Consider the following 26259-nt stretch of genomic DNA (forward strand, 5'->3'; position numbering starts at 1 on the left):
CGCGTGGGTTCAGTCCGGCACGTTGCAGAGCCGTCGTCGTGGTCGTGGATGAGCTTCGGCCTCTCCACCCTACGGATCCAGGCTCAGGAGAGAACGGCCAGGAACGTTCGCGTGGACAAGGCTTCGCCGTTTTCCGCCCTACACGACGCCCGCCACAGGCGCTAAGCTCGGGTTATTGCGGCCCAGCCCGAGGCCTGCCATCGCCACTTTCCCTGCTTGAAGCTTGCCGCTTGAAGCTCAGCCGACGAGGTTTCCATGCGCACCGAACAACCGAAAGTCATTCATCTCAAGGATTACCAGGTTCCGGATTACCTGATCGATGAAACGCACCTGACGTTCGAACTGTACGAAGATCGCACCCTGGTGCATGCGCAGCTGGTCATGCGGCGCAACCCTGAGGCCGGGACCGGGCTACCGCGCCTGCAGCTTCACGGCCAAGACCTGGAGCTGATCTCGCTGGCGTTGAATGACCGCCAGCTCGGCCTGGGTGACTACGAGGTCGCCGAAGAAAGCCTGACGCTTCAGCCGGATGCGGCGAGCTTCACCCTCGACAGCACGGTGGTGATTCACCCCGAAAGCAACACCGCGCTGGAAGGCCTGTACAAGTCCGGCAGCATGTTCTGCACCCAGTGCGAGGCGGAGGGCTTCCGCAAGATCACCTATTACCTCGACCGCCCCGACGTGATGAGCAAGTTCACCACCACGGTCAGTGCCGAGAAGCAGGCCTATCCGATCCTGCTGTCCAACGGCAACCCCATCGCCAGTGGCGAGGAAGACGACGGCCGTCACTGGGCGACCTGGGAAGATCCGTTCAAGAAGCCGGCCTACCTGTTCGCCCTGGTGGCGGGCGACCTCTGGTGCGTCGAGGACAGCTTCACCACCATGAGCGGTCGCGACGTGGCGCTGCGCATCTACGTCGAGCCGGAGAACATCGACAAGTGCCAGCACGCCATGGACAGCCTGAAGAAGTCCATGAAGTGGGACGAGGACACCTACGGCCGCGAGTACGACCTGGACATCTTCATGATCGTCGCAGTCAACGATTTCAACATGGGTGCCATGGAAAACAAGGGCCTTAACATCTTCAACTCCAGCGCCGTGCTCGCACGGGCCGAAACCGCTACCGATGCCGCGCACCAGCGGGTCGAAGCCATCGTTGCGCACGAGTATTTCCACAACTGGTCGGGTAACCGCGTGACCTGCCGTGACTGGTTCCAGCTGTCGCTGAAGGAGGGCTTCACTGTTTTCCGCGACTCGCAGTTCAGCGCCGACATGAACTCACCGACGGTCAAGCGCGTCGAGGACGTGTCCTACCTGCGGACCCACCAGTTTGCCGAAGATGCCGGCCCCATGGCCCATTCGGTGCGCCCCGAGTCCTTTATCGAGATCTCCAACTTCTACACCCTGACCGTCTACGAGAAGGGCGCCGAAGTGGTGCGCATGATCCAGACGCTGTTGGGCGAGGAGGGCTTTCGCAAGGGCAGCGACCTCTACTTCGAGCGGCATGATGGCCAGGCGGTAACCGTCGACGACTTCGTCAAGGCGATGGAAGACGCCAACGGCGCCGACCTGACACAGTTCAAGCGCTGGTACAGCCAGGCCGGCACGCCGCGGCTCGCTATCAGCGAGCAGTACGATGCCGCCGCAAATACCTACAGCCTGACATTCCGCCAGAGCTGCCCGCCCACGCCGGGGCAGAGCGAAAAGCTGGCGGTCGTCATTCCGGTCTCGCTGGGACTGCTGGACGGGCAGGGCAAGGAAATCGCGCTGCGCCTGCAAGGTGAACAGGCGGCGGTCGGTACTACCCGAGTGCTGGCGGTGAACCAGCCCGAGCAGACCCTTACCTTTGTCGAGGTGCCCGAGCAGCCGTTGCCGTCGCTGCTGCGCGGATTCTCCGCGCCGGTGAAGCTGGACTTCCCCTACAGCCGCGACCAGCTGATGTTCCTGATGCAGCACGATTCCGACGGATTCAACCGGTGGGAGGCGGGCCAGCAATTGTCGGTGCAGGTGCTGCAGGAAATGATCGGCCAGCATCAGCGTGGTGAAGCGCTGCAGCTCGATCAACGTCTGGTCGCGGCGCTGCGCAGCCTGTTGGAGGACGAAAGCCTCGATCAGGCGATGGTCGCCGAGATGCTGTCACTGCCGAGCGAGGCGTACCTCACCGAGATCAGCGACGTGGCGGACGTCGATGCCATCCATGCCGCACGTGACTTCGCTCGCCAGGACATCGCCACCGCGCTGTACGACCTGTTCTGGAAGCGTTACCAGGCCAACCGCGAGGTGTCGCGGCAGACGCCTTATGTTGCCGAAGCCAGCCATTTCGCCCGGCGCGCATTGCAGAATATCGCGCTGTCCTACCTGATGTTGAGCGGCAAGCCCGAAGTCGTGGCCGCCTGCGTCGATCAGTTCGAGCAGGCTGACAACATGACCGAGCGCCTGACGGCGTTGGCGGTATTGGTCAACTCGGGCTTCGAAGCCGAGCGCGACAAGGCGCTCGAAGCCTTTGCCGAACACTTCAAGGACAACCCGCTGGTCATGGATCAGTGGTTCAGCGTCCAGGCCGGCAACACCCAGCCGGGCGGCCTGGAGCGGGTGCAGCACCTGATGCAGCATCCCGCGTTCACGCTGAAGAACCCGAACAAGGTGCGTGCCCTGATTGGCGCCTTCGCCAACCAGAACCTGGTCAACTTCCATCGGGCCGATGGCGCGGGCTACCGCTTCCTCGCTGACCAGGTCATCGTGCTGAACAAGCTCAACCCGCAGATCGCGTCACGCTTGCTGGCGCCGCTGACCCGCTGGCGCAAGTACGATGCCGGCCGCCAAGGGCTGATGAAGACCGAGCTGGAGCGGATCCTGGCCTCCGGTGAGCTCTCCAGCGACGTCTACGAGGTGGTCAGCAAGAGCCTCGCCTGATAGGCCGATCGCTGAGTGCGATTGACGCAACCTTGAAATCCCGCGCGCTGCCGCGGGATTTCTCTTTTAGGCCATAGACGCACGTCGTAACGTCACGTCAGAGGGGCCTCGAGGCCCTGTGCCATAAGGCTTGCCTATTAGGCAATATCAATCAGCCATGCTTAACAAAACATAACGTCCAGGCAATTGCCGGCGGTTTCGAAAGCCCTATAGCATGGCTTCGCCTGTCTCCATACGCAGGCCCTACCTAATAAGAATAAAGGGGGTATGTATGAGTGAGCCCGTCACGTGGCGCACACCGGTTGGTCGCGCGGAAAACACGACCCGCACGCCGTTGTTCAGCAGTAGATCGCCGCTGGCAAGAACGCTCTCGCTCTGCAGTGTTCTCTCCATTCTGTTCGTCGTAAACACTCCGGTGCAGGCGCAAAACGCTGCCGAGCCAGGGGTTCGTTATGCAATCGAGTCGCAGAAGGCGGCTTCGACGTTACTGCTCGATATCGCGTACGCCGGCAAGCGGCTGGTTGCCGTAGGTGACCGCGGCCACATCATTTATTCAGACGACGGCGGCGCCTCCTGGACTCAAGCCAAGGTGCCGACGCGTCAGTTGCTCACGGCGGTTGCTTTCGCCGATGCGCAGCACGGTTGGGCCGTCGGCCATGATGCGCTGATCCTCGCAACCAGCGACGGCGGCCAGACCTGGACCCAGCAGTACGAAAACCGCGAAGGCGAAGTGCCGCTGCTCGACGTCTGGTTCGAAAATGCCCAGCACGGCTTCGCGACCGGCGCCTATGGCGTGCTGCTGGAAACGACCGACGGTGGGCAGCACTGGGAAGACGTGGCCGATCGGCTCGACAACGAAGACGGCACCCACCTCAATGCCATCGCGGAAATTCCCGGCTCAGGCGTGTTCATCGTCGGGGAAATGGGCGGCATGTTCCGTTCCAAGGACATGGGCGAGACCTGGGAGCGCGTCGAATCGCCTTATCAGGGCTCGTTCTTCGGTGTCGTGGGCGGCGGCGCGCCAGGCGTCGTAGTGGCTTTCGGTCTGCGCGGTCACCTGTTCCGCTCGGCCGACTTCGGGGACAGCTGGCAAGCCATCGAACTGCTCGATGACGGCCACCCGATCGAATCAGGGCTGGCCGACGGCAACCTGCTTCCTGATGGCCGCATCGTCGTGGTCGGCCACGGCGGCACGGTGCTCAGCAGCGATGACCAGGGACGGACGTTCAAGCTATTCAGCAGACCCGATCGGCGCTCCTTGTCGGGCGTGGTCGCCAACCCGGACGGCAATCTGGTCCTCGTCGGCCAGAGCGGCGCCAGGGTCGTTTCACCGACCGGCGCCAACCTGCCTGCACAACAACAATAAGCCGGAGCCAACATGACCAAGCATCAGCAGAAGCCGGCGTCTTTTCTAGAGCGCCTGATCTTCAACAATCGTCCGGCGGTGATTCTGATCTGCCTGTTGATCAGCATATTCCTCTTCTACCAGGCGGCGCAGGTTCGTCCTTCGACCAGCTTCGAGAAGATGATCCCGCTGGGCCATCCCTACATTCAGAACATGCTCCAGCACCGGGATGATCTGGCCAACCTGGGCAACACGGTGCGCATATCCGTGGCGGCGAAGGATGGCGACATCTTCTCCAAGGAGTACATGGAGACACTGCGTCAGATCCATGACGAGGTGTTCTACATCCAGGGCGTCGATCGTTCCAACATGAAGTCGCTGTGGAGCCCCAGTGTCCGCTGGACCGAGGTTACCGAGCAGGGCTTCGCCGGTGGCGAGGTCATCCCGCAGACCTACGACGGTTCGCCGGAAAGTCTCGACGACCTGCGCAGCAACATCCTCAAGTCCGGACAGATCGGCCGGCTGGTGGCCAACGACTTCAAGTCCAGCATTATCGACGTGCCGCTGATGGAGTCCTATTCGGACCCGGATGACCGCAGCAAGCAGATCAAGCTCGATTACCAGAAGTTCTCCCATGAGCTGGAAGAAAAGATCCGTGACAAGTACCAGGCGCAGAACCCGAATGTGGAAATCCACATCATCGGCTTCGCCAAGAAGGTCGGCGACCTGATCGATGGTCTGGTTGGCGTCGCGCTGTTCTTCTTCGTCGCCATCGGCATCACCCTGGCGTTGCTGCTGTGGTTCACCCGCTGCATCAAGAGCACCATCGCGGTGGTGGTGACCACCCTGATCGCTGTTGCCTGGCAGCTCGGCTTGCTGCACACGCTGGGTTTCGGTCTCGATCCCTATTCGATGCTGGTGCCGTTCCTGGTCTTCGCTATCGGTATTTCCCACGGTGTACAGAAGATCAACGGCATCGCCATGGCTTCAGGGGAAACCAATGACCCGCTGTCAGCGGCGCGCCTGGCGTTCCGCCAGCTGTTCATTCCCGGCATGGTGGCGTTGGCCTCGGACGCTGTGGGTTTCGTGACCCTGTTGCTGATCGACATCGGCGTAATCCGTGAGCTGGCCATCGGTGCGTCCCTGGGCGTGGCGGTGATCATCCTGACCAACCTGATCCTGTTGCCGGTGGCGATTTCCTACCTGGGTATCAGCCAGCGTGCGGTCAAGCAGGCGCGGGAAGAGGCTGCGCGCAACCATCCGTTCTGGCGTGCCCTGGCGAACTTCGCCAGCCCGACGGTTGCGCCGATCTCTATCGTCATTGCGCTGTTGGCGGTCGGCGGTGGGCTCTGGTATGGCCAGAACCTGAAGATAGGCGACCTCGACCAGGGCGCTCCGGAATTGCACCCGGATTCTCGCTACAACCTCGATAACGATTTCGTGATCCGCAACTACTCGACCAGTTCCGACGTGCTGGTGGTGATGGTCAAGACGGCGCCCGAAGGCTGTGCCCATTACGACACGCTGGCGGCAATGGACGAGCTGATGTGGCGGATGGAAAACACCGAGGGCGTGCAATCGGCGGTCTCGATGGTGACCGTCGCGCGGCAAAGCATCAAAGGCATGAACGAGGGCAGCCTGAAATGGGAAACGCTGTCGCGTAACCAGTTCGTGCTCAACAGCTCCATCGCCCGTGCCGAAGGCATGTACAACAGTGATTGCTCGCTGGCGCCGGTGCTGGTGTTCCTCAACGACCATAAGGCGGAGACGCTGGATCACGTGGTGTCCGTTGCTCGCGATTTTGCCGAGCAAAACAACCGTGAAGGGCTGGAGTTCGTCCTTGCTGCCGGTAACGCCGGGATCGAGGCGGCCACCAACGAGGTCATCGCCGCGTCCGAGACGACCATGCTGATCGCGGTCTACGCCGCTGTGAGCTTCATGTGCCTGCTGACGTTCCGCTCCGTGGCGGCGACGCTCTGCGTGATCCTGCCGCTGGTGCTGACCTCGATTCTGGGCAATGCGCTGATGGCCTTCATGGGGATCGGTGTGAAGGTCGCGACGCTGCCGGTGATCGCCTTGGGCGTGGGTATCGGCGTGGACTACGGCATCTACATCTACAGCCGCCTGGAATCCTACCTGCGCCAGGGCCTGACGCTGCAGGAAGCCTATTACCAGACCCTGAAAACCACCGGCAAGGCGGTGATCTTCACCGGCATCTGCCTGGCGATCGGGGTGTTCACCTGGGTCTTCTCGGCGATCAAGTTCCAGGCCGACATGGGCTTGATGCTGACCTTCATGTTCCTCTGGAACATGGTCGGCGCGATCTGGCTGCTGCCGGCACTGGCACGCTTCCTGATCAAACCGGAGAAGCTGCGGCAGAAGGCGTGATGCTCTCGTAGCGAAAAAAACCGCGGCCCCAGGGTCGCGGTTTTTTTTGCTGGCAGCCTTGAGCGCGGGCTATTCGGCACGGCTTTGCACGCTGCTTGGCACTTGGTGTGACTAGAGGCGCCTCAGGGTCTGGCGCCTCCTTTGGCATTGGGCCACCTGCGCAATGCATCGCGCATCCAGCCGACGAGGACAGGAGGCTTCCAGCGCGAAGTCTATGCCCATTCCTATCGAGACGAGCTTCGCGCCCAATCAAGTAACAGCGAAGCGCCGTTTCGAGGGTGATGGTCTGGCTGGTCAGTGTGCAGTGGTAAGGTCCCGTGGCTTGTCATCGCGCGGCTCGTGTCAGGGATGAGCGCCTATCGTTGCATCACGACCTCTCCGGTTGCGCAAATGCCGCCTAGCGCAACCCATCCATCACCTCTGGCCACCAGCTATACAGCGGCAAGCCCTGCATGCTGGACCAGTTCCAGCAACGGCTGCGGGTAGACGCCGAGGAAGAAGGCCAGCACGGCAATCGCCAATAGCATGATGCCGCCGGCACGCTGACCCCAGTTCGACGGGGCATCGTGACGGCGGATGCCCGGCTCGACCAGATACAGCGTCACCACCACCCGCAGATAGTAAAACAGGCCCACGGCGCTGCCGATGATCAAGGCGCCCAGCAACCACCACAGCTGCGACTCGACCCCGGATGCGATGACGTAGAACTTGCCCACGAAGCCCGCCGTCAGTGGAATCCCGGCAAGCGACAGCATCATCACGGTAAGCACCGCGGTGAGGTAGGGCCGACGCCAGAACAGGCCGCGGTACTCGTACAGCGCGTCCGCATCGCGCCCTTTGTAGGGGCTCGACATCAGGCTGACCACGCCGAACGCACCGAGGGTGGTGAGCAGATAGGTCACCAGATAAACGCCAATGGCCTCGACCGCCAAGCCCTTGCTGGCGATGAACGCGACCAGCAGGTAGCCGAAGTGGGCGATGGACGAATAACCCAGCAGGCGCTTGAGATTGCTCTGGTTCAGCGCCAGCAGGTTACCCATCAGGATCGACGCGATGGCGATCAGGCTCAGCGCTTCGTTCAGCCAGCCACCGCTGGTTGCGGGCGACAGTTGATACAGGCGCAGCAGCACCGCGAACACCGCCACCTTGCTGGCAGTCGCCAGAAAGGCCGCGACCGGTGCCGGCGCGCCTTCGTAGACGTCGGGTGTCCACAGATGAAAGGGCGCGAGCGAAAGCTTGAAGCCCAGACCGACCAGCATCATGCCGATGCCGGCCTGCACCAGGATGGACGAGCCTTGCGCCGCCAGGCTGGCGCCGATGCCGGTGAAATCGAGACTGCCCGATTCGGCATAGAGCAGTGCCATGCCGAACAGCATGAAGGCGCTGCCGGCGCCGGACAGCACCATGTATTTGATTCCGGCTTCCAGCGAGCGCTTGTTGAAGAAGGCATAGGCAACCAACCCGTAGACCGGCACCGAGAGCAACTCCAGTCCAATGAAGAGCCCCGCCAAGTGTTGCGTGCTGACCAGCACCAATCCTCCCGCGGCCGCCAGCGACATCAGCAGGAAGAGCTCCTCGCGATTGCCCGGAAATCCTTCCGAATCGGCTTCGCCGAGATAGGCATGCGCCAGCGTCACGCAGGCCAGGGTCGCGACCAGCACGAGAGCCGAATAGAAGTAGGCGAATGCATCCAGCCGCAGCATGGGCGTGACGTTCAGCGAGCCCACTTGCAGCGCTGGCACGATCGAAAGCAGCGCAAGCGTCAGGCCAGCGGAGGTGACGACGAAGGTGAGGCCGTAGTGGCGTCGCCAGGCGATCGTCAACATGACCGCGATGGCGGTGGCGCCGGTGATCAGCAGCGGTAGCAGGGCGATGATGTATTGATGATTCAATTGCATAGCGGTTACTACCGGGCCGAAACGGTTGGGGAGAAAGCGGCATCTAGCCATTGCTGCACACCGCTGATGGTGGCGTGCGAGGTGTCGAACACCCTCTGTGGGAACACGCCCAGCAGGACCAGCAGCAGCGCCAGGACCAGCACCATGGACACCTCGCGCCCATCCAGGCCCTGTAGCATCCCCTCTGCACGGGACGGGCCGAAGTAGGCACGGTGGATCATCGCCAGCGAGTAGACCGACGAGAGCACCAGGCCGAAGGTCGCGATCACCACCACCAAGGGCGAATCGGCAAAGGCGCCGAACAGCACTACGAACTCACCGATGAAGTTGCCGGTGCCCGGCAGGCCCAGCGAGGCGGCGGCGAAGAACAGGCTCAGTGGAGGAAGCCACGGCAGGCGCGACCAGAGGCCGCCCATTTCGCGCATGTCCCGGGTATGCAGGCGTTCATAGAGCTGACCGCTGAGGATGAACAGCGCCGCCGCCGAAAGGCCGTGGGCGATCATCAGCACCACGGCGCCTTGCAATGCGAGTTGGCTGCCCGAGTAGATCCCGATCAGCACGAAGCCCATGTGCGAGACGCTGGAATAGGCGATCAATCGCTTGATGTCGGTCTGTGCGAACGAGAGCAGGGCGCCATAGAAAATGCCGAGCAGCCCCAGCCCCATGGCGATCGGTGCGAAGTCCATCGAGGCCTCGGGGAACAGCGGGAGGGCGAAGCGGATCATGCCGTAGGCGGCCGTCTTCAGCAGGATGCCGGCCAGGTCGACCGAGCCCGCTGTCGGCGCCTGGGCATGGGCGTCTGGCAACCAGGAATGGAACGGCACGATGGGAAACTTCACCGCAAAGGCGATGAAGAAGCCCAGCATCAGCAGGTACTCGATGCCCGGCGCCAGCTCGGCCTTGAGCAGCAGTTCGTAGTCGAAGGTCAGGGTGCCGGTGTTGTGGTAATTGACCAGGACCAGCCCGAGGATCGCCACCAGCATGATCAAACCGCTGGCCTGGGTGTAGATGAAGAATTTGGTTGCCGCATTGATCCGCGAACGCTTGCCTTCGGCGCTATGACCCCAGAGTGCGATGAGGAAATACATCGGCACCAGCATCATTTCCCAGAAAAAGAAGAACAGGAACAGGTCGAGCGCGAGGAACACCCCGACCACGCCGCCAAGGATCCACATCAGGTTCAGGTGGAAGAAGCCGACGTGGCGCTGGATCTCTTTCCAGGAACAGAGCACCGAGAGCACGCCGAGCAGTCCGGTCAGTATGACCATCAGCAGCGACAGGCCATCGAGCGCCAGGTGCAGGTTGATGCCGAAGCGCTCGATCCAGACGTGCTTGAACTGCAGCGCCCAGTTGGCCTCGGCGCCAGGAGCGGGGGCCAGCTGATAATTGCCGGTTGCCCACAGCCAGAGGCCGATCGCGAGCAGCAGCGCCATGGTGAGCAGGGCGATCCAGCGTGGCAGGCTTTTGTCGAATTGCTCGACGAGCCAGCAGAGCAGGCCGCCGATGAAGGGAATCAGGATTAACCAGGGCAGAATCACGGGTTCGAGTCCTTGCGCAGATTCAGAGCAGAACGACGCCGAGCAACAGCACGGCTCCGCCAACGATGGACAGGGCGTACCAGCGCAACTGGCCGGTTTCGCTGCGGCTCAACAGGGCATGGCCACCACGTGCCGTACGCGGAATCAGGCCGATGGTGGCATCGACAGGATCGCGGGCGAGCAGCCGGGTCAGCCACAGATAGGGCTGGACGAAGAGCTTGTCGTAGAGCCAGTCGAAGCCCCAGGCGGCGTACCACCAGGCCGTCAGGAAGCGCCCGGGCGCGCTCTGCGCCAATGCAGTCACCAGGCCACGCTTGCCGAGGAACAGCATGGCGGCGAGCAGGATGCCGGCCAGGGCGATGGCCCCTGAAGCGATTTCCAGACTGTGCTTGGCTTCACCGCCGGCATGCCCGACGCTTTCCGGCAGGACTCCGGCCAGCGGCGGCGCGATCAAGGCGCCGACGAACGTCGACAGCAGGATCAGCACCACCAGCGGCACGCTGTGTGCCATACCGTGGCCGGCGTGGGCCTCGACCTTCGCTTCGCCGTGGAAGGCGATGAAGATCAGTCGGAAGGTGTACAGCGAGGTCAGGAAAGCGCCCGCCAAGCCGGCGTAGAGTAAACCGCTGTGACCGCTGGCGAAGGCTTCCCAGAGAATCTCGTCCTTGGAATAGAAACCGGCGGTGACCAGTGGCAACGCCGCCAGCGCCGAGCCGCCGACGATGAAGCTCGCGTAGGCCAGCGGCAGTTTCCGCCACAGCCCGCCCATCCTGAAAATGTTCTGCTCGTGATGGCAGGCGTGGATCACCGCGCCGGAGGCGAGGAACAGCAGGGCCTTGAAGAACGCGTGGGTCATCAGGTGGAAAATCGCCGCGTCCCAGGCACCGACGCCGAGCGCCAGGAACATGTAGCCGATCTGGCTCATGGTCGAGTAGGCGAGGATGCGCTTGATGTCGGTCTGCACCAGCGCGGCGAAGCCCGCCAGTACCAGCGTCACACCGCCGACGATGCCGACCAGCTCGTGCACGTCCGGTGCGAGCAGGAACAGTCCGTGGGTGCGGGCGATCAGGTAGACGCCGGCGGTGACCATGGTTGCCGCATGGATCAGCGCGGAAACCGGGGTCGGACCGGCCATGGCATCGGCCAGCCAGGTCTGCAGCGGCAGCTGCGCCGACTTGCCGACCGCGCCGCCGAGCAGTGCCAGGGTCGCCAACGTGATCCAGAGATCGCCGCTGGCGAACTTCTGCGGCGCCAGCACCAGCAGCTGCTGGATATCCAGCGTGCCGAGCTGGACGAAGAGGATGAACAGACCGAAGGCCATCAGCACGTCGCCGATGCGAGTCACGATGAAGGCCTTGAGCGCGGCATTACCGTTCTTGCGCTCCTTGAAGTAGAAGCCGATCAGCAGATACGAGCACAGTCCGACGCCTTCCCAGCCGAAGTACAGCAGCAGCAGGTTGTCGCCCAGTACCAGCAGCAACATGCTGAAAATGAACAGGTTGGTGTAGGCGAAAAAGCGCGAGTAGCCCTCTTCACCGCGCATGTACCAGCTGGCGAACAGGTGGATGAGAAAGCCCACCCCGGTCACCACGCCGAGCATCGTAAGTGACAAACCGTCCAGGTGCAGGCCGAAGGCGACGCTGAAACCCGCCACGTCCAGCCACTGCCAGAGGTGCTGGGTAAACACGCCATCGACGGGCGGCGTGGTATTGAACTGCCAGATGCACAGCGCCGCGATCAGCGCCGACAGGCCGACCGAGCCGACGCCGATCGTGGCGGCGAGGTTTTCGGATATCCGTCCGCGCGAGAAGGCCAGCAGGAAGTAGCCGAGCAGCGGAAAAACGAAGGTCAGGAATAATAGGTTCATCCGCGCATCTCGCTTGCAGCATCGACATCGAGGGTGTTGAAGCGGCGGTACAGCTGCAGCAGGATCGCCAGGCCAATGGCGGCCTCGGCGGCAGCCAGCGTGATTACCAGGATGAACATGATCTGCCCATCGGGTTGCCCCCAGCGACTGCCGGCCACGACGAAGGCGAGGCCCGTGGCGTTCATCATCACTTCCAGGCTCATCAGCATGAACAGGATATTGCGCCGCACCATCAGGCCGACCAGCCCCAGGCAGAACAGCAAGGCGGCAACGGCCAGACCGTGCTCCATCGGTATTGAGTGCATGGGTTACTCCTTCGCCTCGTGGCGGCCAAGGTGGAAGGCGGCGACCAGCGCTGCCAGCAGCAGCATCGAGGCCAGTTCGACGGCCAACAAATAAGGTCCGAAGAGCGCGACGCCGACTTCTTTCGGCCCCACAGTGGTCAGCCCTGCAGGCGCGTATTCGGAGACTGAAAACAGCGCCCAGAGCAATTGAGCCAGCAGAATCGCCGCCAACAGCGACGGGCCGAACCACACGCGAGGCGCCATCCAGCCGCGCTCCTGGCTGACGGTGTTGCGACCCAGGTTGAGCATCATCACCACGAACACGAACAGCACCATGATGGCGCCGGCATAGACGATGACCTCGAGCGCGCCGGCAAAGGGCGCGCCGAGGCTGAAAAAGCACATCGACACGGCCAGCAGCGAGGTGATCAGGTAGAGCAGGGCATGCACCGGATTGCTACCGGTTATGACCCTCAGCGTGGCGACCACCGCCACGCCAGCGGAAAAGTAGAAAGCGAACTCCATTACAAGCTCCTGGAACGCTGGAAGGCTGAAAGCTGCAGGCTGAACGAAAAAGCCGTGCCCTGACCCTGTGGGAGCGGTCTCGACCGCGAGCTTTCAGGACCCGATTCGCGGTCAAGACCGCTCCCACGGATACCTGATGGCCACGGCCAGCGCTTTTCATCGACAGCCGTCATGGCAACAACCCCTTGACGTTGATCGGCTCCGCCTCGTTCTGCGCGGCGCCCTTGGGCTTACCGGCGATGGCCAGGCCGGAGACGCGGTAGAAGTTGTAGTCGGGGTATTTGCCGGGGCCGGAAATCAGCAGGTCTTCCTTCTCGTACACCAGGTCCTGACGCTTGTACTCGCCCATCTCGAAATCCGGGGTGAGCTGGATCGCGTTGGTCGGGCAGGCTTCTTCGCAGAGCCCGCAGAAAATGCAGCGCGAGAAGTTGATGCGGAAGAATTCCGGGTACCAGCGGCCCTCGTCGGTCTCGGCCTTCTGCAGCGAAATGCAGGCCACCGGGCAGGCCACCGCGCAGAGGTTGCAGGCCACGCAGCGCTCCTCGCCGTCGGGGTCGCGGGTCAGCACGATGCGGCCGCGATAGCGGGGCGGCAGATAGACCGCTTCTTCCGGATATTGCAGGGTGTCGCGCTTGCGAAAGCCGTGGCTGAAAACCATTACCAGGCTGCGTAGTTGGGTGTAGGTGCCGTGCAGCACCGCGCCAATGTATTTGAACATCGTGTTTGCTCCTTACTGGGCCGCGGCCAGCACGAATGCGCCGGTCACCAGCAGGTTGATCAGGGTCAGCGGCAGGCAGAATTTCCAGCCGAAGGCCATCACCTGGTCGTAGCGCGGGCGCGGCAGCGAGGCGCGCAGCAGCACGAACAGCATGATGAAAAACCCGGTTTTGATGGCGAACCAGAAGAATGACAGCCAGGGCAGGGCGTCGAGGAACGGGCCGTGCCAGCCGCCGAAGAACAGCGTGGTCAGCAGCGCCGAAATGGTCACGATGCCGATGTACTCGCCGACGAAGAACATGCCCCACTTCATTCCCGCATACTCGACGTGGTAACCGTCGGCCAGTTCCTGCTCGGCTTCCGGCTGGTCGAACGGGTGGCGGTGGGTGACCGCGACGCCGGCGATGAAGAACGTACAGAAGCCGAGGAACTGCGGAATGATGAACCATAGGTGCTGTTGCTGGTATTCGACGATGTCACGCATGTTGAACGAGCCGACCTGGGCGACGATGCCCATCAGCGACAGGCCCAGGAACACCTCGTATGACACGGTCTGCGCCGACGCGCGCAGGGCGCCGAGCAGGGCGAACTTGTTGTTGCTCGACCAGCCGGCGAAGAGCACCGCGTAGACGGTGAGACCTGCCATGGCGAAGAAGAACAGCAGTCCAATGTTCAGGTCCGCCACGCCCCAGGTCGGTGTTATCGGCACGATGGCGAAGGCGATCAGCAGCGAACTCATCGCCACCACCGGTGCCAGGGTGAAGATCAGGCGATCGGAGAACGGCGGGTTCCAGTCTTCCTTGAAGAACATCTTCAACATGTCGGCGGCGAGCTGGAACATGCCGAATGGCCCGACCCGGTTGGGACCGTAGCGGTCCTGCCACCAACCCAGCAGGCGCCGTTCGACGAAGCTGAGCAGCGCACCGCAGACCACCACCGCGAGCATGATCACCAGCGCCTTGACGACGGCGACGATCACGTCGATTACTTCGGGAGTCAGCCAGCTCATCGGGCGCCCTCCAGCTCAGTGGCCAGATCGCCGGCGTTGAACACGGGGACGCCGGCCAGACCGACCGGCAGGCCTACGAGACCGAGGGCCAGGGATGCATCGATGCGGACCGGCAGCCGCAGCGGCCGATCGGCGACACGCAGACTCAGCAGCTCGCCTTCGGCCACGCCAGCGCGGCTGGCTTCGGCTTCGGCCAGGGCGACGTAAGGTTGCGGGATGCGGCTCTGGATCGGGGCAGCGAGAGCCGAGGTTTCGTCGCTGCCGAACAGGTGATGCAGTGGCACTACCTGCCAGGTGCCGAGCGCGGGCGTGAAAGCACGCGGCGCGGTTTTCCAGCCCAGGTCCTGACGTACACCGTCCAGCAAACGAACGCCCGGATCGCCGGCGCGCAGGTGACCCCCCACTTCATCCTGGAACTTGTTCCAGGCCTGCGGCGAGTTCCAGCCCGGCGACCAGGCGAACGGGATTTGCTGACGGTCTTCGGCGCTGCCCGAATAGCCTTCCATGGAAAAGGCGAACGGCGAATCCGGGTCCTGCGGCTGACGCGGTTCGTGCACGCTGATGTTGGCGCGCATGGCGGTGCGTCCGCTGTAGCGCAGTGGTTCGCGCGCCATTTTCAGGCCCTTGATGCGGAACGAGGCGAGCGGCGCCGCATGGAGGATGCCCGCCAGCTGCGGGTTGGTTGCCGCGCAGTCCGCGGTGACCTGATCCAGCGTGGTCCAGTCCACCGCCTTGCCCTGCAGCGTGCAGTGCAGCGCGTGCATCCAGCGCCAGCCTTCACGCACCAGCACCTTGCTGTCGTAGTAGCTGGGTTCGAAAACCTGGAAGAAGCGCTGCGCGCGGCCCTCCTGGCTAACCAGCGTGCCGTCGGCCTCGGCAAAGCTGGCGGCCGACAGCACGAGGTGAGCCTTGGCCGTGGTCGCCGTCTGCTGATGATCGGCGACGATGACGGCGCTGGCGGCGGCGAGGGCCGCATCGACCTTGGCCTGGCTGGCACGGCGATACAGATCGTTCTCGAGCACGATCACCGCGTCGGCACTGCCTGCAATCAGGGCGTCCAGCGCAGCTTCCACGGACTCGCCACCGAGCAGCGCGACGCCGAGGCTGTTGGCTTCCGGCACGACAAGGCTGATCGAGGCGTTCTTCTCACGGTTCTTCAGCGCCTGGGCGATGTTGCCTGCCGCTTCGATCAGGCTCTTCTCGCCCAGCGAGGCGCCGCTGATCAGCAACGGGCGCTTGGCGGCGAGCAGGGCGTCGGCGATCCGTTGTGCCAGTTCTTGGCCCTCGGCTTCCAGACCCTCGACAGCCGGTGCGCTCGGATCGATGGCATGCGCTACGGCGAAACCGAGGCGGGCAAGATCCGCCGGCGCGGCGTGCACGCTCTGCTCGGCGATGTCATCGAGGCGGGTCTCGGCGACGCTGGCGATGAACACGGGATGCAGGGCGCCTTGTGCGACGTTCTGCACCGCGGCGATGTGCCAATCCTGAATCTTCATCGAGGCGGCGATCTCGGTGGCCTTGCCCTTGGCGGCCTGGCGCACGGCCAGCGCTATGCGCGCGGCTGTCTGGGTGAGGTCTTCACCGAGAATGAACACCGCGTCGTGGCTTTCGATATCGCGCATCGATGGCACCGGTAGCGGGCCGTGTTGCATCAGCTGGCGGATCAGCCGGATATTTTCAAGTTCCGTGGCGGCGACGCCGCTGTAGAAGTCCTGCGCACCGACCAGCTCACGCAGCGCATGGTTGCTTTCCAGGCTGGCGCGTGGCGAGCCGATGCCGATCACCCGCTTGCCGTCCAGCAGGCCGGCAGCCGCGTCGAGGGCGGCGTCGACACCGAGTTTATCCGTGCCGAGGAGCGGCTGGCGGGGCCGGTCCGCGCGGTTGACGTAGCCGTAGCCGAAACGACCGCGGTCGCATAGGAAGTAGTGGTTCACCTCGCCATTGAAGCGGTTCTCGATGCGGCGCAGCTCGCCGTAGCGTTCGCCGGGGCTGATGTTGCAGCCGGACGAACAGCCATGGCAGATGCTCGGCGCGAACTGCATGTCCCACTTGCGGTTGTAGCGTTCGGAGTGGGTCTTGTCGGTGAACACGCCGGTGGGGCAGACCTCGGTGAGATTGCCGGAGAACTCGCTTTCCAGCACGCCGTCTTCGACGCGACCGAAATAGAGGTTGTCGTGGGCGCCGTAGACACCGAGGTCGGTGCCGCCAGCGTAGTCCTTGTAATAGCGGGTGCAGCGGTAGCAGGCGATGCAGCGGTTCATCTCGTGGGCGATGAACGGGCCGAGCTCCTGGTTCTGGTGGGTGCGCTTGGAGAAGCGATAACGGCGCTGGTTGTGGCCGGTCATCACCGTCATGTCCTGAAGGTGGCAGTGACCGCCTTCTTCGCACACCGGGCAGTCGTGCGGGTGGTTGATCATCAACCATTCGACGACGCTGGCGCGGAACGCCTTGGCTTCCTCGTCTTCGATGGAGATCCAGCTGTTGTCGGTCGCTGGCGTCATGCAGGACATGACCAGGCGACCGCGGGTGTCGTTTTCATCGGAGTACTGCTTGACCGCGCACTGGCGGCAGGCACCGACGCTGCCCAGCGCCGGGTGCCAGCAGAAATAGGGGACATCGAGGCCGAGCGACAGACAGGCCTGCAACAGGTTGTCCGCCCCATCGACTTCGTAGTCTTTGCCGTCTACGTGGATAGTGGCCATTTCTAGGTCTTCTCATCCGCTTGCGCGGGTCTGGCTAATAGGAAATCTTTTCGCTTCAGGCTTCAGGCTTCAGGCTTCAGGCTTCAGGCTTCAGGCTTCAGGCTTCAGGCTGCTGTGGCGGTGTGGCGCTCACCTGGGCAACGCCCGCCTCGAACTCCGAGCGGAAATATTTGATTGCGGCGCCCAGGGGCTCCACCGCGCCGGGTGCATGGGCGCAGAACGTCTTGCCGGGGCCGAGGAAGTCCACCAGCCGCAACAGGATGTCTAGGTCCTGGGCCGTGCCCTGGCCGCGCTCCAGCGCACGCAGGGTCTTGACGCTCCAGGGCAGGCCGTCGCGGCACGGAGTACACCAGCCGCAGGATTCTCGGGCGAAGAACTCTTCCATGTTGCGCAGCAGCGAAACCATGCTGACGGTGTGGTCCACGGCCAGTGCCAGACCGGTGCCCATGCGCGTGCCGAATTTGGCGACGCCGCCTGCGTACATCTGTGCTTCCAGATGCTCGGGCAGCAGAAAGCCGGTGCCGGCCCCGCCGGGCTGCCAGCACTTGAGCTGGTAACCGTCCTTCATGCCGCCGGCGTAGTCTTCGAACAACTCGCGGGCGGTAATGCCGAAGGGCAGTTCCCAGATGCCCGGGTTCTTCACCTTGCCGGAGAAGCCCATCAGCTTGCTGCCCATGTCTTCACTGCCGGGACGGGCCAGCGACTTGTACCAGTCCACGCCATTGCCGATGATTGCCGGCACGTTGCATAGGGTTTCGACATTGTTGACGCAGGTCGGCTTGCCCCAGACGCCGACGGCGGCGGGGAAGGGCGGCTTGGCGCGCGGGTTGGCGCGGCGGCCTTCCAGCGAGTTGATCAGCGCGGTTTCCTCGCCGCAGATGTAGCGACCGGCGCCGGTGTGCACGAACAGCTCGAAATCGAAACCACTGCCGAGGATGTTCTTGCCCAGCAGGCCGGCGGCTTTCGCTTCGTCGATGGCGCGATTGAGGTTGCGTGCCGCGTCGACGTATTCGCCACGCAGGAAGATGTAGCCGCGATAGGCCTTGAGCGCGCGCGCGCTTATGATCATGCCTTCGATCAGCAGGTGCGGCAGCTGCTCCATGAGCAGCCGGTCCTTCCAGGTGTTGGGCTCCATCTCGTCCGCATTACACAGCAGGTAGCGGATGTTCAGCGATTCGTCGGCGGGCATCAGGCCCCACTTCACGCCGGTGGGAAAGCCCGCGCCGCCGCGGCCCTTGAGGCCGGAATCCTTCACGGTCTGCACGATGTCGGCGCCGGCCATCTCGGCCAGTGCCTTGCTCAGCGCCGCGTAACCGTTCTTCTGCCGGTAGTCGTCGAGCCAGACCGGCTGCCCGTCGTCGCGCAGGCGCCAGGTCAGCGGATGGGTTTCTTCGCGACGCTCGATGCGGTTGGCCGGGCCGAACGATGCCAGTTGCTTGACGTTCATTGATAGGCCTCCAGCAGGGCTGCGACACCGCCGGGCTGCACGTCGCCGAAGGTGTCGTCGTCGATCATCAGTGCCGGCGCCTTGTCGCAGTTGCCCAAGCAGCAGACCGGGATCAACGTGAAGCGGTTGTCCGCGGTGGTCTGGCCCGGCGCGATGCCGATTTCATTCCTGATGCTGTCCAGCACGCTCTCGTGACCGCCGATGTAGCAGGTCATGCTGTCGCACACCCGGATGATGTGGCGGCCCACCGGTACGCGGAAGATCTGGCTATAGAAGGTAGCGACGCCCTCGACGTCGCTGGCCGGAATCCCGAGGATCGCGCCGATGGCATCGCAGGCGCCGTCCGGTACCCAGCCACGGGCCTTCTGGACGATCTTCAGCGCCTCGATGGAGGCTGCGCGAGGGTCTTCGTAATGATGCATTTCGTGCTCGATGGCCGAGCGCTCGGCTTCGCTCAAGGCGAAACGATCAGTCTTGATTACTGTGCTCATATCAGCGGTCCACGTCGGCCATAACGAAATCGATGCTGCCCAGATAGGCGATCAGGTCCGGGATCATGCTGCCGTTGATCACCGACGGGATCTGCTGCAGATGCGGGAAGCTGGGCGTGCGGATGCGCGTCCGGTAGCTCATGGTTCCGCCATCGCTGGTCAGGTAGTAACTGTTGATGCCCTTGGTCGCCTCGATCATCTGCAGGCTTTCGTTGGCGGGCATCACCGGCCCCCAGGACACCTGCAGGAAGTGGGTGATCAGGGTCTCGATGTGCTCCAGCGTGCGCTCTTTGGGCGGCGGCGTGGTCAGCGGGTGATCGGCCTTGTAGGGACCTGCCGGCATGTGCTTGAGGCACTGTTCGATGATTTTCAGGCTCTCGCGCATTTCACCCATCTTGACCATGCACCGGTCGTAGGCGTCACCGTTGGCGGCCAGCGGCACCTCGAAGTCGAAGTGCTGGTAGCCGGAGTAGGGCCGTGCCTTGCGCAAGTCGAAATCGAGACCGGTGGCGCGCAGGCCGGCACCGGTCACGCCCCAGTCCAGCGCCTGTTTGGTGTTGTAAGCCGCCACGCCCTTGGTACGGCCTATCAGGATGCTGTTCTTCAGCGCGGCTTTTTCATATTCCTTCAGGCGCTTGGGCATCCAGTCGAGGAACTCTCGAACCAGCTTGTCCCAGCCGCGCGGCAGGTCGTGGGCGACGCCGCCGATGCGATACCAGGCCGGATGCATACGGAAACCGGTGATGGCTTCGATCACCTTGTAGGCGCGCTGGCGGTCGGTGAAGGTGAAGAACACCGGCGTCATTGCGCCGACGTCCTGGATATAGGTACCCAGGTAGAGCAGGTGATTCTGGATGCGGAAGAACTCGGCCATCATCACCCGGATGAAATCGACGCGGTCCGGCACCTTGATACCGGCCAGCTTTTCCACCGCGAGCACGTAGGGCAGGTTGTTCATCACGCCGCCGAGGTAGTCGACGCGATCGGTATAGGGAATATAGCTGTGCCAGCTCTGGCGCTCGCCCATCTTCTCGGCGCCGCGATGGTGATAGCCGATCTCCGGTACGCAATCGAGAATCTCCTCGCCGTCGAGCTGGAGGATGATCCGAAACGCCCCGTGCGCGGAGGGATGGTTGGGGCCGAGGTTGAGGAACATATAGTCCTCGTGCTCGCTGCCGCGCTTCATGCCCCAGTCTTCCGGCTTGAAGCGCAGGGCTTCCTGCTCGAGCTCCTGCTTGGCGGCGTTGAGCATATAGGGGTCGAATTCGGTGGCCCGCGCGGGGTAATCCTTGCGCAGCGGGTGGCCTTCCCAGTTCGGTGGCATCAGCATGCGCTTGAGCAGCGGATGCCCCTCGAAGTCGATGCCGAACATGTCCCAGATTTCACGCTCGTACCAGTTGGCATTGGGCCAGATGGTCGAGGCGGTGGGCAGTCGGAGGTCGCTTTCACTGAGCGCCACCTTGATCATCACGTCGCTGTTCCGCTCCAGCGACATCAGCTGGTAGAACACGCTGAAATCGGCAGCCGGCAGGCCGCGGCGGTGGGTACGCAGGCGCTCGTCGGTGGCGCTCAGGTCGTAGAGCATCACGTAGGGCTTGCTGACCTGGCGCAGGAACCCCAGCACCTCGATGAGCTTTTCACGCGGCACCCAGAGCACCGGCATGCCGGTCAGGCTGGGCTGCACGGTGAAGGTCTCGGCGCCGAAGTGCGCGTTCAGTTCGACGACGATATCCCCGTCGTCAGCCTTGTAGGGCGGGATGTACAGAGCATTGCCTGCAGTCATGATCTCGGTCGCTTTCGGTCAACGGTTGGGTGTGCGGGGGCCTTCCTGGCGGAAAGCCAGGCTCACACGTCGTCGGGGCTGCGCAGGTTGGTGACCTGGATACGCTGTTCGCGTCGCTGTTCCTTCTGCGACGGCATCTCGGCGCGATAGACGCCTTGATCGCCGACGACCCAGGAAAGCGGGCGACGCTCCTTGCCGATGGATTCCTGCAACAGTTGCAAACCTTGCAGGAACGCCTCGGGGCGGGGCGGGCAGCCGGGTATGTAGACGTCGACAGGGAGGAACTTGTCGACCCCCTGAACGACCGAGTAGATGTCGTACATACCACCGGAGTTGGCGCACGAACCCATGGAGATGACCCACTTGGGTTCGAGCATTTGTTCGTAGAGACGCTGGATGACGGGTGCCATCTTGATGAAGCAGGTACCGGCAATGACCATGAAGTCGGCCTGGCGCGGCGAGGCGCGGATGACTTCGGCACCGAAGCGGGCGATGTCATGAGGCGCGGTGAAGGCCGTGGTCATCTCCACATAGCAGCACGACAGGCCGAAGTTGTACGGCCAGAGGGAGTTCTTGCGCCCCCAGTTGACCGCGCCACTCAGCACGTCTTCCAGCTTGCCCATGTAGATGTTGCGATGAACCTGGTCTTCTAATGGATCGGCAACAGTCTCCTGTTGGCCGACCGGATAGCGATCAACGACCGCATCCGGATCGATCCGGGTAAGTTTGTATTGCATGCCAAGAGCCTCATTGTTTTAGCTTCGCCTGTCGCTCGCGACGGCTGGATGGCGCCCAATCGAGCGCACCCACCCGCCACAGATAAACAAGACCCGCCAACAGAATTGCTATGAATACGGTAGCTTCAATGAGGCCCGCCCAGCCGCTTTCGCGCACCGAGACAGCCCAGGCAAAGAGATATAGGGCTTCAACGTCGAAGATCACGAAGAGCATCGCGACCAGATAGAATTTTGCGGAAAAACGCAGTCGCGCACTGCCCGTGGGCAATATGCCGGACTCGAAAGGTTCGTTCTTGGCGCGACCCCAGGCCTTGCTGCCGAGCAGGCTGGAAGCGCCGAGCATGAACGCGCACAGCGCGATGACGCCGAGAAGAAATACAGCGAAGCCCCAGTTGTGGGACAGAGTGACATCAGGCATGCCGGACTCCCTGGAGAAACGGCTTTATTGCAGCTGCGGCCAAGCGTCGCAACCTTGTGATGGGTGCACATACTATGCCCATATAAAGTGCACGTACATGTTTCTGACGAAACTTATTGAAATATTTTTGTTGGTTCGTCCCTTTCGGCCTGAAGCGTGGGTGCGGCCTGATAAGGCTCTAGATCGGCAGATCAAGCATGAACACGAGCCTGCAGTCGGCTGAATCGGTTGCTCTGCCGTATCCCTCGGCCGGCATCAGGCCGCGCTGCCATTGGCTTGTTTCACTCGACCGTCGCCATAAGTCCCCTGTGTCGCTGCCACTTCACCGATGACCAGGATCGCCGGGCTCTTGAGTTGGAAGCGTGCCGCGTCGACGCACAGGGCGGCGAGGGTGGAGCGGCGTTCGCGCTGCTGTGGCAGGGACGCGTTTTCGATCATGGCCACCGGCGTGCTCGCCGGCAAGCCGCCTTCGATCAGGCCGTTCTGCACCTGCTGCAAACTGCTCACACCCATATACACGACCAGTGTCGTGCCGCTCTTCGCCAGCGCATGCCACTCGGGGCTGCTGCCGTCGAGCGTATGCGCGGTGACCAGCGTCACGCCGCGGGCAATACCGCGCTGGGTCAGGGATATCCCGCACTGGGTGGCGCCCGCCAGCCCTGCGGTGATGCCGTTGACCATTTCCACTTCGATGCCGCGCTCGGCCAGCCATTCGGCTTCTTCGCCGCCGCGGCCGAAGATGCATGGATCGCCGCCTTTCAGGCGTACGACGCACTTCCCCTGACGGGCGTAGCGCAGCATCAGTCGGTGAATGAAGGCCTGCGGGGTCGAGCGGCAGCCGCCGCGCTTGCCCACCGGGATCACCCGCGCGGTCGGGCAATGTTCGAGCACGGCGGGATTGACCAGATCGTCGATCAGCACCACCTGCGCCTCGTCCATGGCGCGCACGGCCTTGAGCGTCAGCAGTTCCGGGTCGCCAGGACCTGCGCCAACCAGCCAGACTTTTGCGCTCATGTTTCCACCTCTCGTGCTGCTGTAATCGTGTAGGCGATGCGTGCTGCACCGCCTGTTCAAGTGTTGTTGCGTCAAGCCACTGCGGGCGTCTTCACCAGCAGTCGCTTGATTTCCGGTACGCAGGAGCCGCAGCTGGTGCCGCAGCCCAGTTCTTTCTTCAAGCCATTCAGATCCAGCCCTTGGTCGATGCCGGCGCAGATCGCCTCCTGACTGACGTTCATGCAGTTGCACAGCGTCTTGGCGGTCTTGAATTCGCTGCCACCTGGAGGGGTGCTCAGCGGCGCGAGCATCCAGCGGCGCAGGGCTGCGTCGGCCTTGCCGTCGTGCCAGAGGGTTTTCAGCCAGTGACGCGCGGCCGTCTCGCCGGAAAGGCTCAGGGCAACGATGCGGCCTTCATCGATCCGGACCCGCTTGCCGACTGCGCGCCGCGGATCGTCGTAGGCCACTACGGGACCTTCGTCGAGCCCCAGCAACTGATCGAATCGCGCCAGCTGCGCGGCGCTGGGTGCCTCGGTGCAAGCCGCTCTAATGACCAGCGCCGGGCGCTCACGCCCGGCCAGGCTGAAGCTTGCGTAGGCGAAGCCTTCGAACAGCGGGCGCAGGGCTTCGAAGCGCTGCTGCACCGCGCCTTCGACCAGGGCAAAGAACTGCCAGGGCAGCTCGACCGCTTCCACTTCGATTCCGGCGTGCTTGAGCTCGGGTTGTTTCGACAGAGGATCGGAGGCGGGCAGGCTGAGGACATTCACGCCCAGCCCCCTGAGAAAACGATCGCCCCAATGCATGGGCACGAACGCCTGGCCGACCCGCAGGCTGTCGTCCTTCTGCACCGGCAGCACCAGATGGCCGCGACGGCTTCTGATTCTGACTAACTGACCGTCGAGCAGACGACGGCGGCGCATGTCGTCGGCGTTCATGCCGAGGACCGCTTCTTCCACATGACCGAATAACCGCGCGGCGGTGCCGGTGCGGCTCATGCCGTGCCAGTGGTCGCGCAGACGACCCGTGTTGAGGATCAGCGGAAAGCGCGCCTCGCGCTTTTCCTGCGGCGCCTGGTAATGCTCGGCGAGAAAGCGTGCCCGGCCATTTTCGGTTGGAAACACTCCATCGCCGTAGAGCCGCGGCGTGCCTCGCTCGCTGCCGTCAGGGAACGGCCACTGCTGCGGGCCGAGCTGGTCGATCAGCGCGTGGCTGAGCCCGGACAGATCCAGATCGCGGCCCTGGGTGAGCAGCTTGTATTCCTCGAACAGCGCGGCGGCGCTATCGAACGCGAACAGGCTGGCCTGGCCGGGGCGCATCAGCTTTTCCAGACGGCGAGCGAAGTCGCAGGTGATCGACCAGTCGGCGCGGGCCTCGCCAGGGGCCGGGACGGCGGCGCGCACGTGGCTGACGCGACGCTCGGAGTTGGTCACAGTGCCTTCCTTCTCGCCCCAACTGGCGGCGGGCAGCAGCAGGTCCGCGTAGCGACAGGTCTCGGTGGTGAAGAAGGCTTCCTGAACCACGACGAAGGGGCAAGCGGCCAAGGCTTCGTGAATCTTCCGCTGATCCGGCATGGATTGAGCGGGGTTGGTGCAGGCGATCCACAGCGCCTTGATCCGCCCGCTGTGCACGGCGTCGAACAGTTCGATGGCGGAAAGTCCGGTGGTTTCGGGCAGCCTGTCGACACCCCAATACGCCGCGACTTCGGCACGATGCGCGGGGTTGCCGGCTTCGCGATGACCGGGCAGCAGGTTGGACAGGCTGCCGGTTTCGCGGCCGCCCATGGCGTTGGGTTGGCCGGTCAGCGAGAAGGGCCCGGCGCCGGTGCGGCCAATCTGTCCGGTGGCCAGATGCAGGTTGATCAGCGCGCTGTTCTTGGTGCTGCCCGAACTCGACTGGTTCACGCCCATGCACCAGAGCGACAGAAAGCTCGGCGCGTTGCCGATCATCCGTGCACAGCTTTGCAGTTCGTTCACGCTGATGCCGCACAGGTCGGCGACCATCGACGGGTTGTAGTCGCGCGCGAGGTGCTTCAAGTCATCGAAGCCGTCGGCGTGGGCATCGATGAAGTCCCGGTCGATCCAGCCTTCCCACAGCAGCAGATGCAGAATGCCGTGGAACAAGGCGACATCCGTTCCCGGCAGGATGCCGAGGTGCAGGTCGGCCAGTTCGCAGGTGTCGGTGCGGCGCGGATCGACGACGATGACCTTCATCTCCGGCCGCTTCGCTTTGGCGTCTTCCAGGCGGCGAAACAATACCGGGTGGGCATAGGCCATGTTGCTGCCGACGATCAGCACGCAGTCGCTCTGCTCGATGTCCTCGTAGCTGCAGGGTGGCGCGTCGGCGCCGAGGCTGCGCTTGTAGCCGACCACCGCAGAAGACATGCACAGGCGGGAATTCGAGTCGATGTTGTGGGTGCCGACCAGCGCGCGGGCGAGCTTGTTGAAGGCGTAATAGTCCTCGGTCAGCAGCTGGCCGGAGATATAGAACGCGACGCTGTCGGGGCCGTGTTCGGCAATGGTTTCGGCAAACACCTTGGCGGCGTGATCCAGGGCGCTGTCCCAGTCGGTGCGGGCACGGGCCAGGCCCTTGCCCAGGCGCAGTTCGGGGTAGAGCGCACGGGCGTCGAGGTCGCCGGTCAGGTGCAGGGTCGAGCCCTTGCTGCACAGCTTGCCGAAGTTGGCCGGGTGGTTCGGGTCGCCGGCGACATCGAGGATGCGCTCGCCGTCGTGCTCGATCAGTACACCGCAGCCCACGCCGCAGTAGCAGCAGGTCGAGGCGGTTGTCTGGCGCATGGCGTCGTCTCCTGGCAATTCGTTCATGGATGGGCTCGCTGGCGCCGCAGTCAGGCGCACTCGGTTGCGCTATTCAGCGAGAGCAGCACGCGGCCGTTCTCGACGCGGGCTTCGTGGCGATGCGCACAGCCCACGTCGGGCGCCACGGCTTCGCCGCTGTCCAGGTTGATTTGCCAGTTATGCAGCGGGCAGGCGACCTGCTTGCCGAAGACGATGCCTTGCGACAGCGGACCGCCCTTGTGCGGGCAGCGGTCGTCCAATGCGAAGACTTGATCATCCGCGGTGCGGAACACCGCGATGTCGCCCTTGGGGCCGGCGACGATGCGTGCGCCGAGCGGGTTGATCTCGTCCAGGGAGCAGATGTCGAACAAGGTCATGGTGATTTCCTCGAATGGCGGGCGGTGTCGGTCGA

Annotated in this window: 19 protein-coding genes; 3 read left to right on the forward strand and 16 right to left on the reverse strand. The window is 63.3% G+C overall.

The annotated features are described in order from the left end of the window. Positions 1-255: 255 nt before the first annotated feature. The 3 genes from pepN to KCX70_RS09260 all read left to right on the forward strand — a co-directional run bounded on the left by pepN (position 256) and on the right by KCX70_RS09260 (position 6646). The gene (pepN, locus tag KCX70_RS09250; protein ID WP_212619991.1) at positions 256-2913 is read left to right on the forward strand and encodes an aminopeptidase N; all 2658 of its coding nucleotides are present in this window, start codon (positions 256-258) and stop codon (positions 2911-2913) included. 271 nt (positions 2914-3184) lie between these two features. Then, positions 3185-4279: a YCF48-related protein gene (locus KCX70_RS09255; protein ID WP_037003599.1), complete on the forward strand. Its 1095-nt coding sequence runs from the start codon at positions 3185-3187 to the stop codon at positions 4277-4279. A gap of 12 nt (positions 4280-4291) precedes the next feature. After that, complete coding sequence (locus KCX70_RS09260; protein ID WP_021207485.1) at positions 4292-6646, forward strand: efflux RND transporter permease subunit; 2355 nt, start codon at positions 4292-4294, stop codon at positions 6644-6646. Between the two features lie 431 nt (positions 6647-7077). Here KCX70_RS09260 and nuoN read toward each other — a convergent pair whose 3' ends face one another. The 16 genes from nuoN to nirD all read right to left on the reverse strand — a co-directional run bounded on the left by nuoN (position 7078) and on the right by nirD (position 26224). After that, positions 7078-8544 (reverse strand): NADH-quinone oxidoreductase subunit NuoN, encoded by a 1467-nt coding sequence (nuoN, locus tag KCX70_RS09265; RefSeq protein ID WP_212619992.1) that lies wholly within the window; start codon positions 8542-8544, stop codon positions 7078-7080. A gap of 8 nt (positions 8545-8552) precedes the next feature. Further along, on the reverse strand, positions 8553-10082 hold the full coding sequence (gene nuoM, locus KCX70_RS09270; RefSeq protein WP_212619993.1) for an NADH-quinone oxidoreductase subunit M: 1530 nt from the start codon (positions 10080-10082) through the stop codon (positions 8553-8555). Between the two features lie 22 nt (positions 10083-10104). Next, positions 10105-11949: an NADH-quinone oxidoreductase subunit L gene (nuoL, locus tag KCX70_RS09275; RefSeq protein WP_212619994.1), complete on the reverse strand. Its 1845-nt coding sequence runs from the start codon at positions 11947-11949 to the stop codon at positions 10105-10107. Then, a complete protein-coding gene (gene nuoK, locus KCX70_RS09280; protein WP_031310892.1) occupies positions 11946-12254 on the reverse strand; it encodes an NADH-quinone oxidoreductase subunit NuoK in 309 nt (102 codons plus the stop codon). Before nuoK ends, nuoL begins: the two co-directional genes overlap by 4 nt. 3 nt (positions 12255-12257) lie before the next feature. Then, entirely contained in the window at positions 12258-12758 is a 501-nt protein-coding gene (gene nuoJ / locus KCX70_RS09285; protein ID WP_021207480.1) for an NADH-quinone oxidoreductase subunit J, read from the reverse strand. A gap of 169 nt (positions 12759-12927) precedes the next feature. Further along, positions 12928-13476: an NADH-quinone oxidoreductase subunit NuoI gene (nuoI, locus tag KCX70_RS09290; RefSeq protein WP_102850908.1), complete on the reverse strand. Its 549-nt coding sequence runs from the start codon at positions 13474-13476 to the stop codon at positions 12928-12930. Between the two features lie 12 nt (positions 13477-13488). Further along, positions 13489-14484 (reverse strand): NADH-quinone oxidoreductase subunit NuoH, encoded by a 996-nt coding sequence (gene nuoH, locus KCX70_RS09295; protein WP_021207478.1) that lies wholly within the window; start codon positions 14482-14484, stop codon positions 13489-13491. Beyond that, positions 14481-17186, reverse strand: coding sequence for an NADH-quinone oxidoreductase subunit NuoG (gene nuoG / locus KCX70_RS09300; protein WP_212619995.1), 2706 nt, complete (start codon positions 17184-17186; stop codon positions 14481-14483). Before nuoG ends, nuoH begins: the two co-directional genes overlap by 4 nt. A 97-nt stretch (positions 17187-17283) precedes the next feature. Next, on the reverse strand, positions 17284-18633 hold the full coding sequence (gene nuoF, locus KCX70_RS09305) for an NADH-quinone oxidoreductase subunit NuoF (RefSeq protein WP_212619996.1): 1350 nt from the start codon (positions 18631-18633) through the stop codon (positions 17284-17286). After that, positions 18630-19124, reverse strand: a complete 495-nt coding sequence (gene nuoE / locus KCX70_RS09310) for an NADH-quinone oxidoreductase subunit NuoE (protein WP_102846065.1) — start codon at positions 19122-19124, stop codon at positions 18630-18632. Before nuoE ends, nuoF begins: the two co-directional genes overlap by 4 nt. A 1-nt stretch (position 19125) precedes the next feature. Next, complete coding sequence (nuoC, locus tag KCX70_RS09315) at positions 19126-20907, reverse strand: NADH-quinone oxidoreductase subunit C/D (RefSeq protein ID WP_212619997.1); 1782 nt, start codon at positions 20905-20907, stop codon at positions 19126-19128. Between the two features lie 62 nt (positions 20908-20969). After that, on the reverse strand, positions 20970-21644 hold the full coding sequence (locus KCX70_RS09320) for a NuoB/complex I 20 kDa subunit family protein (protein WP_021207473.1): 675 nt from the start codon (positions 21642-21644) through the stop codon (positions 20970-20972). A gap of 10 nt (positions 21645-21654) precedes the next feature. After that, entirely contained in the window at positions 21655-22062 is a 408-nt protein-coding gene (locus KCX70_RS09325) for an NADH-quinone oxidoreductase subunit A (protein WP_102850905.1), read from the reverse strand. Positions 22063-22317: 255 nt separating this feature from the next. Next, entirely contained in the window at positions 22318-23076 is a 759-nt protein-coding gene (gene cobA / locus KCX70_RS09330) for a uroporphyrinogen-III C-methyltransferase (protein WP_212619998.1), read from the reverse strand. 71 nt (positions 23077-23147) lie between these two features. Next, positions 23148-25847, reverse strand: coding sequence for a nitrate reductase (locus tag KCX70_RS09335; protein ID WP_212619999.1), 2700 nt, complete (start codon positions 25845-25847; stop codon positions 23148-23150). Positions 25848-25897: 50 nt separating this feature from the next. Further along, positions 25898-26224: a nitrite reductase small subunit NirD gene (nirD, locus tag KCX70_RS09340; protein ID WP_212620000.1), complete on the reverse strand. Its 327-nt coding sequence runs from the start codon at positions 26222-26224 to the stop codon at positions 25898-25900. Between the last annotated feature and the right edge of the window lie 35 nt (positions 26225-26259).

It is taken from the genome of Stutzerimonas stutzeri (assembly GCF_018138085.1).
In the GTDB taxonomy this organism is placed as follows: Bacteria; Pseudomonadota; Gammaproteobacteria; order Pseudomonadales; family Pseudomonadaceae; genus Stutzerimonas; species Stutzerimonas stutzeri_AI.

Excerpts from the sequence above, each read along its gene's own strand:
- nirD (WP_212620000.1), bottom strand. The coding sequence starts at position 26,224 with ATGACCTTGTTCGACATCTGCTCCCTGGACGAGATCAACCCGCTCGGC.
- KCX70_RS09260 (WP_021207485.1), top strand. The coding sequence starts at position 4,292 with ATGACCAAGCATCAGCAGAAGCCGGCGTCTTTTCTAGAGCGCCTGATC.
- nuoC (WP_212619997.1), bottom strand. The coding sequence starts at position 20,907 with ATGACTGCAGGCAATGCTCTGTACATCCCGCCCTACAAGGCTGACGAC.
- nuoK (WP_031310892.1), bottom strand. The coding sequence starts at position 12,254 with ATGCACTCAATACCGATGGAGCACGGTCTGGCCGTTGCCGCCTTGCTG.
- nuoI (WP_102850908.1), bottom strand. The coding sequence starts at position 13,476 with ATGTTCAAATACATTGGCGCGGTGCTGCACGGCACCTACACCCAACTA.
- nuoN (WP_212619992.1), bottom strand. The coding sequence starts at position 8,544 with ATGCAATTGAATCATCAATACATCATCGCCCTGCTACCGCTGCTGATC.
- nuoJ (WP_021207480.1), bottom strand. The coding sequence starts at position 12,758 with ATGGAGTTCGCTTTCTACTTTTCCGCTGGCGTGGCGGTGGTCGCCACG.
- KCX70_RS09320 (WP_021207473.1), bottom strand. The coding sequence starts at position 21,644 with ATGCAATACAAACTTACCCGGATCGATCCGGATGCGGTCGTTGATCGC.
- KCX70_RS09335 (WP_212619999.1), bottom strand. The coding sequence starts at position 25,847 with ATGCGCCAGACAACCGCCTCGACCTGCTGCTACTGCGGCGTGGGCTGC.
- nuoL (WP_212619994.1), bottom strand. The coding sequence starts at position 11,949 with ATGAACCTATTATTCCTGACCTTCGTTTTTCCGCTGCTCGGCTACTTC.
- nuoG (WP_212619995.1), bottom strand. The coding sequence starts at position 17,186 with ATGGCCACTATCCACGTAGACGGCAAAGACTACGAAGTCGATGGGGCG.
- nuoF (WP_212619996.1), bottom strand. The coding sequence starts at position 18,633 with ATGAACGTCAAGCAACTGGCATCGTTCGGCCCGGCCAACCGCATCGAG.
- cobA (WP_212619998.1), bottom strand. The coding sequence starts at position 23,076 with ATGAGCGCAAAAGTCTGGCTGGTTGGCGCAGGTCCTGGCGACCCGGAA.
- nuoE (WP_102846065.1), bottom strand. The coding sequence starts at position 19,124 with ATGAGCACAGTAATCAAGACTGATCGTTTCGCCTTGAGCGAAGCCGAG.
- nuoH (WP_021207478.1), bottom strand. The coding sequence starts at position 14,484 with ATGAGCTGGCTGACTCCCGAAGTAATCGACGTGATCGTCGCCGTCGTC.
- KCX70_RS09325 (WP_102850905.1), bottom strand. The coding sequence starts at position 22,062 with ATGCCTGATGTCACTCTGTCCCACAACTGGGGCTTCGCTGTATTTCTT.
- pepN (WP_212619991.1), top strand. The coding sequence starts at position 256 with ATGCGCACCGAACAACCGAAAGTCATTCATCTCAAGGATTACCAGGTT.
- KCX70_RS09255 (WP_037003599.1), top strand. The coding sequence starts at position 3,185 with ATGAGTGAGCCCGTCACGTGGCGCACACCGGTTGGTCGCGCGGAAAAC.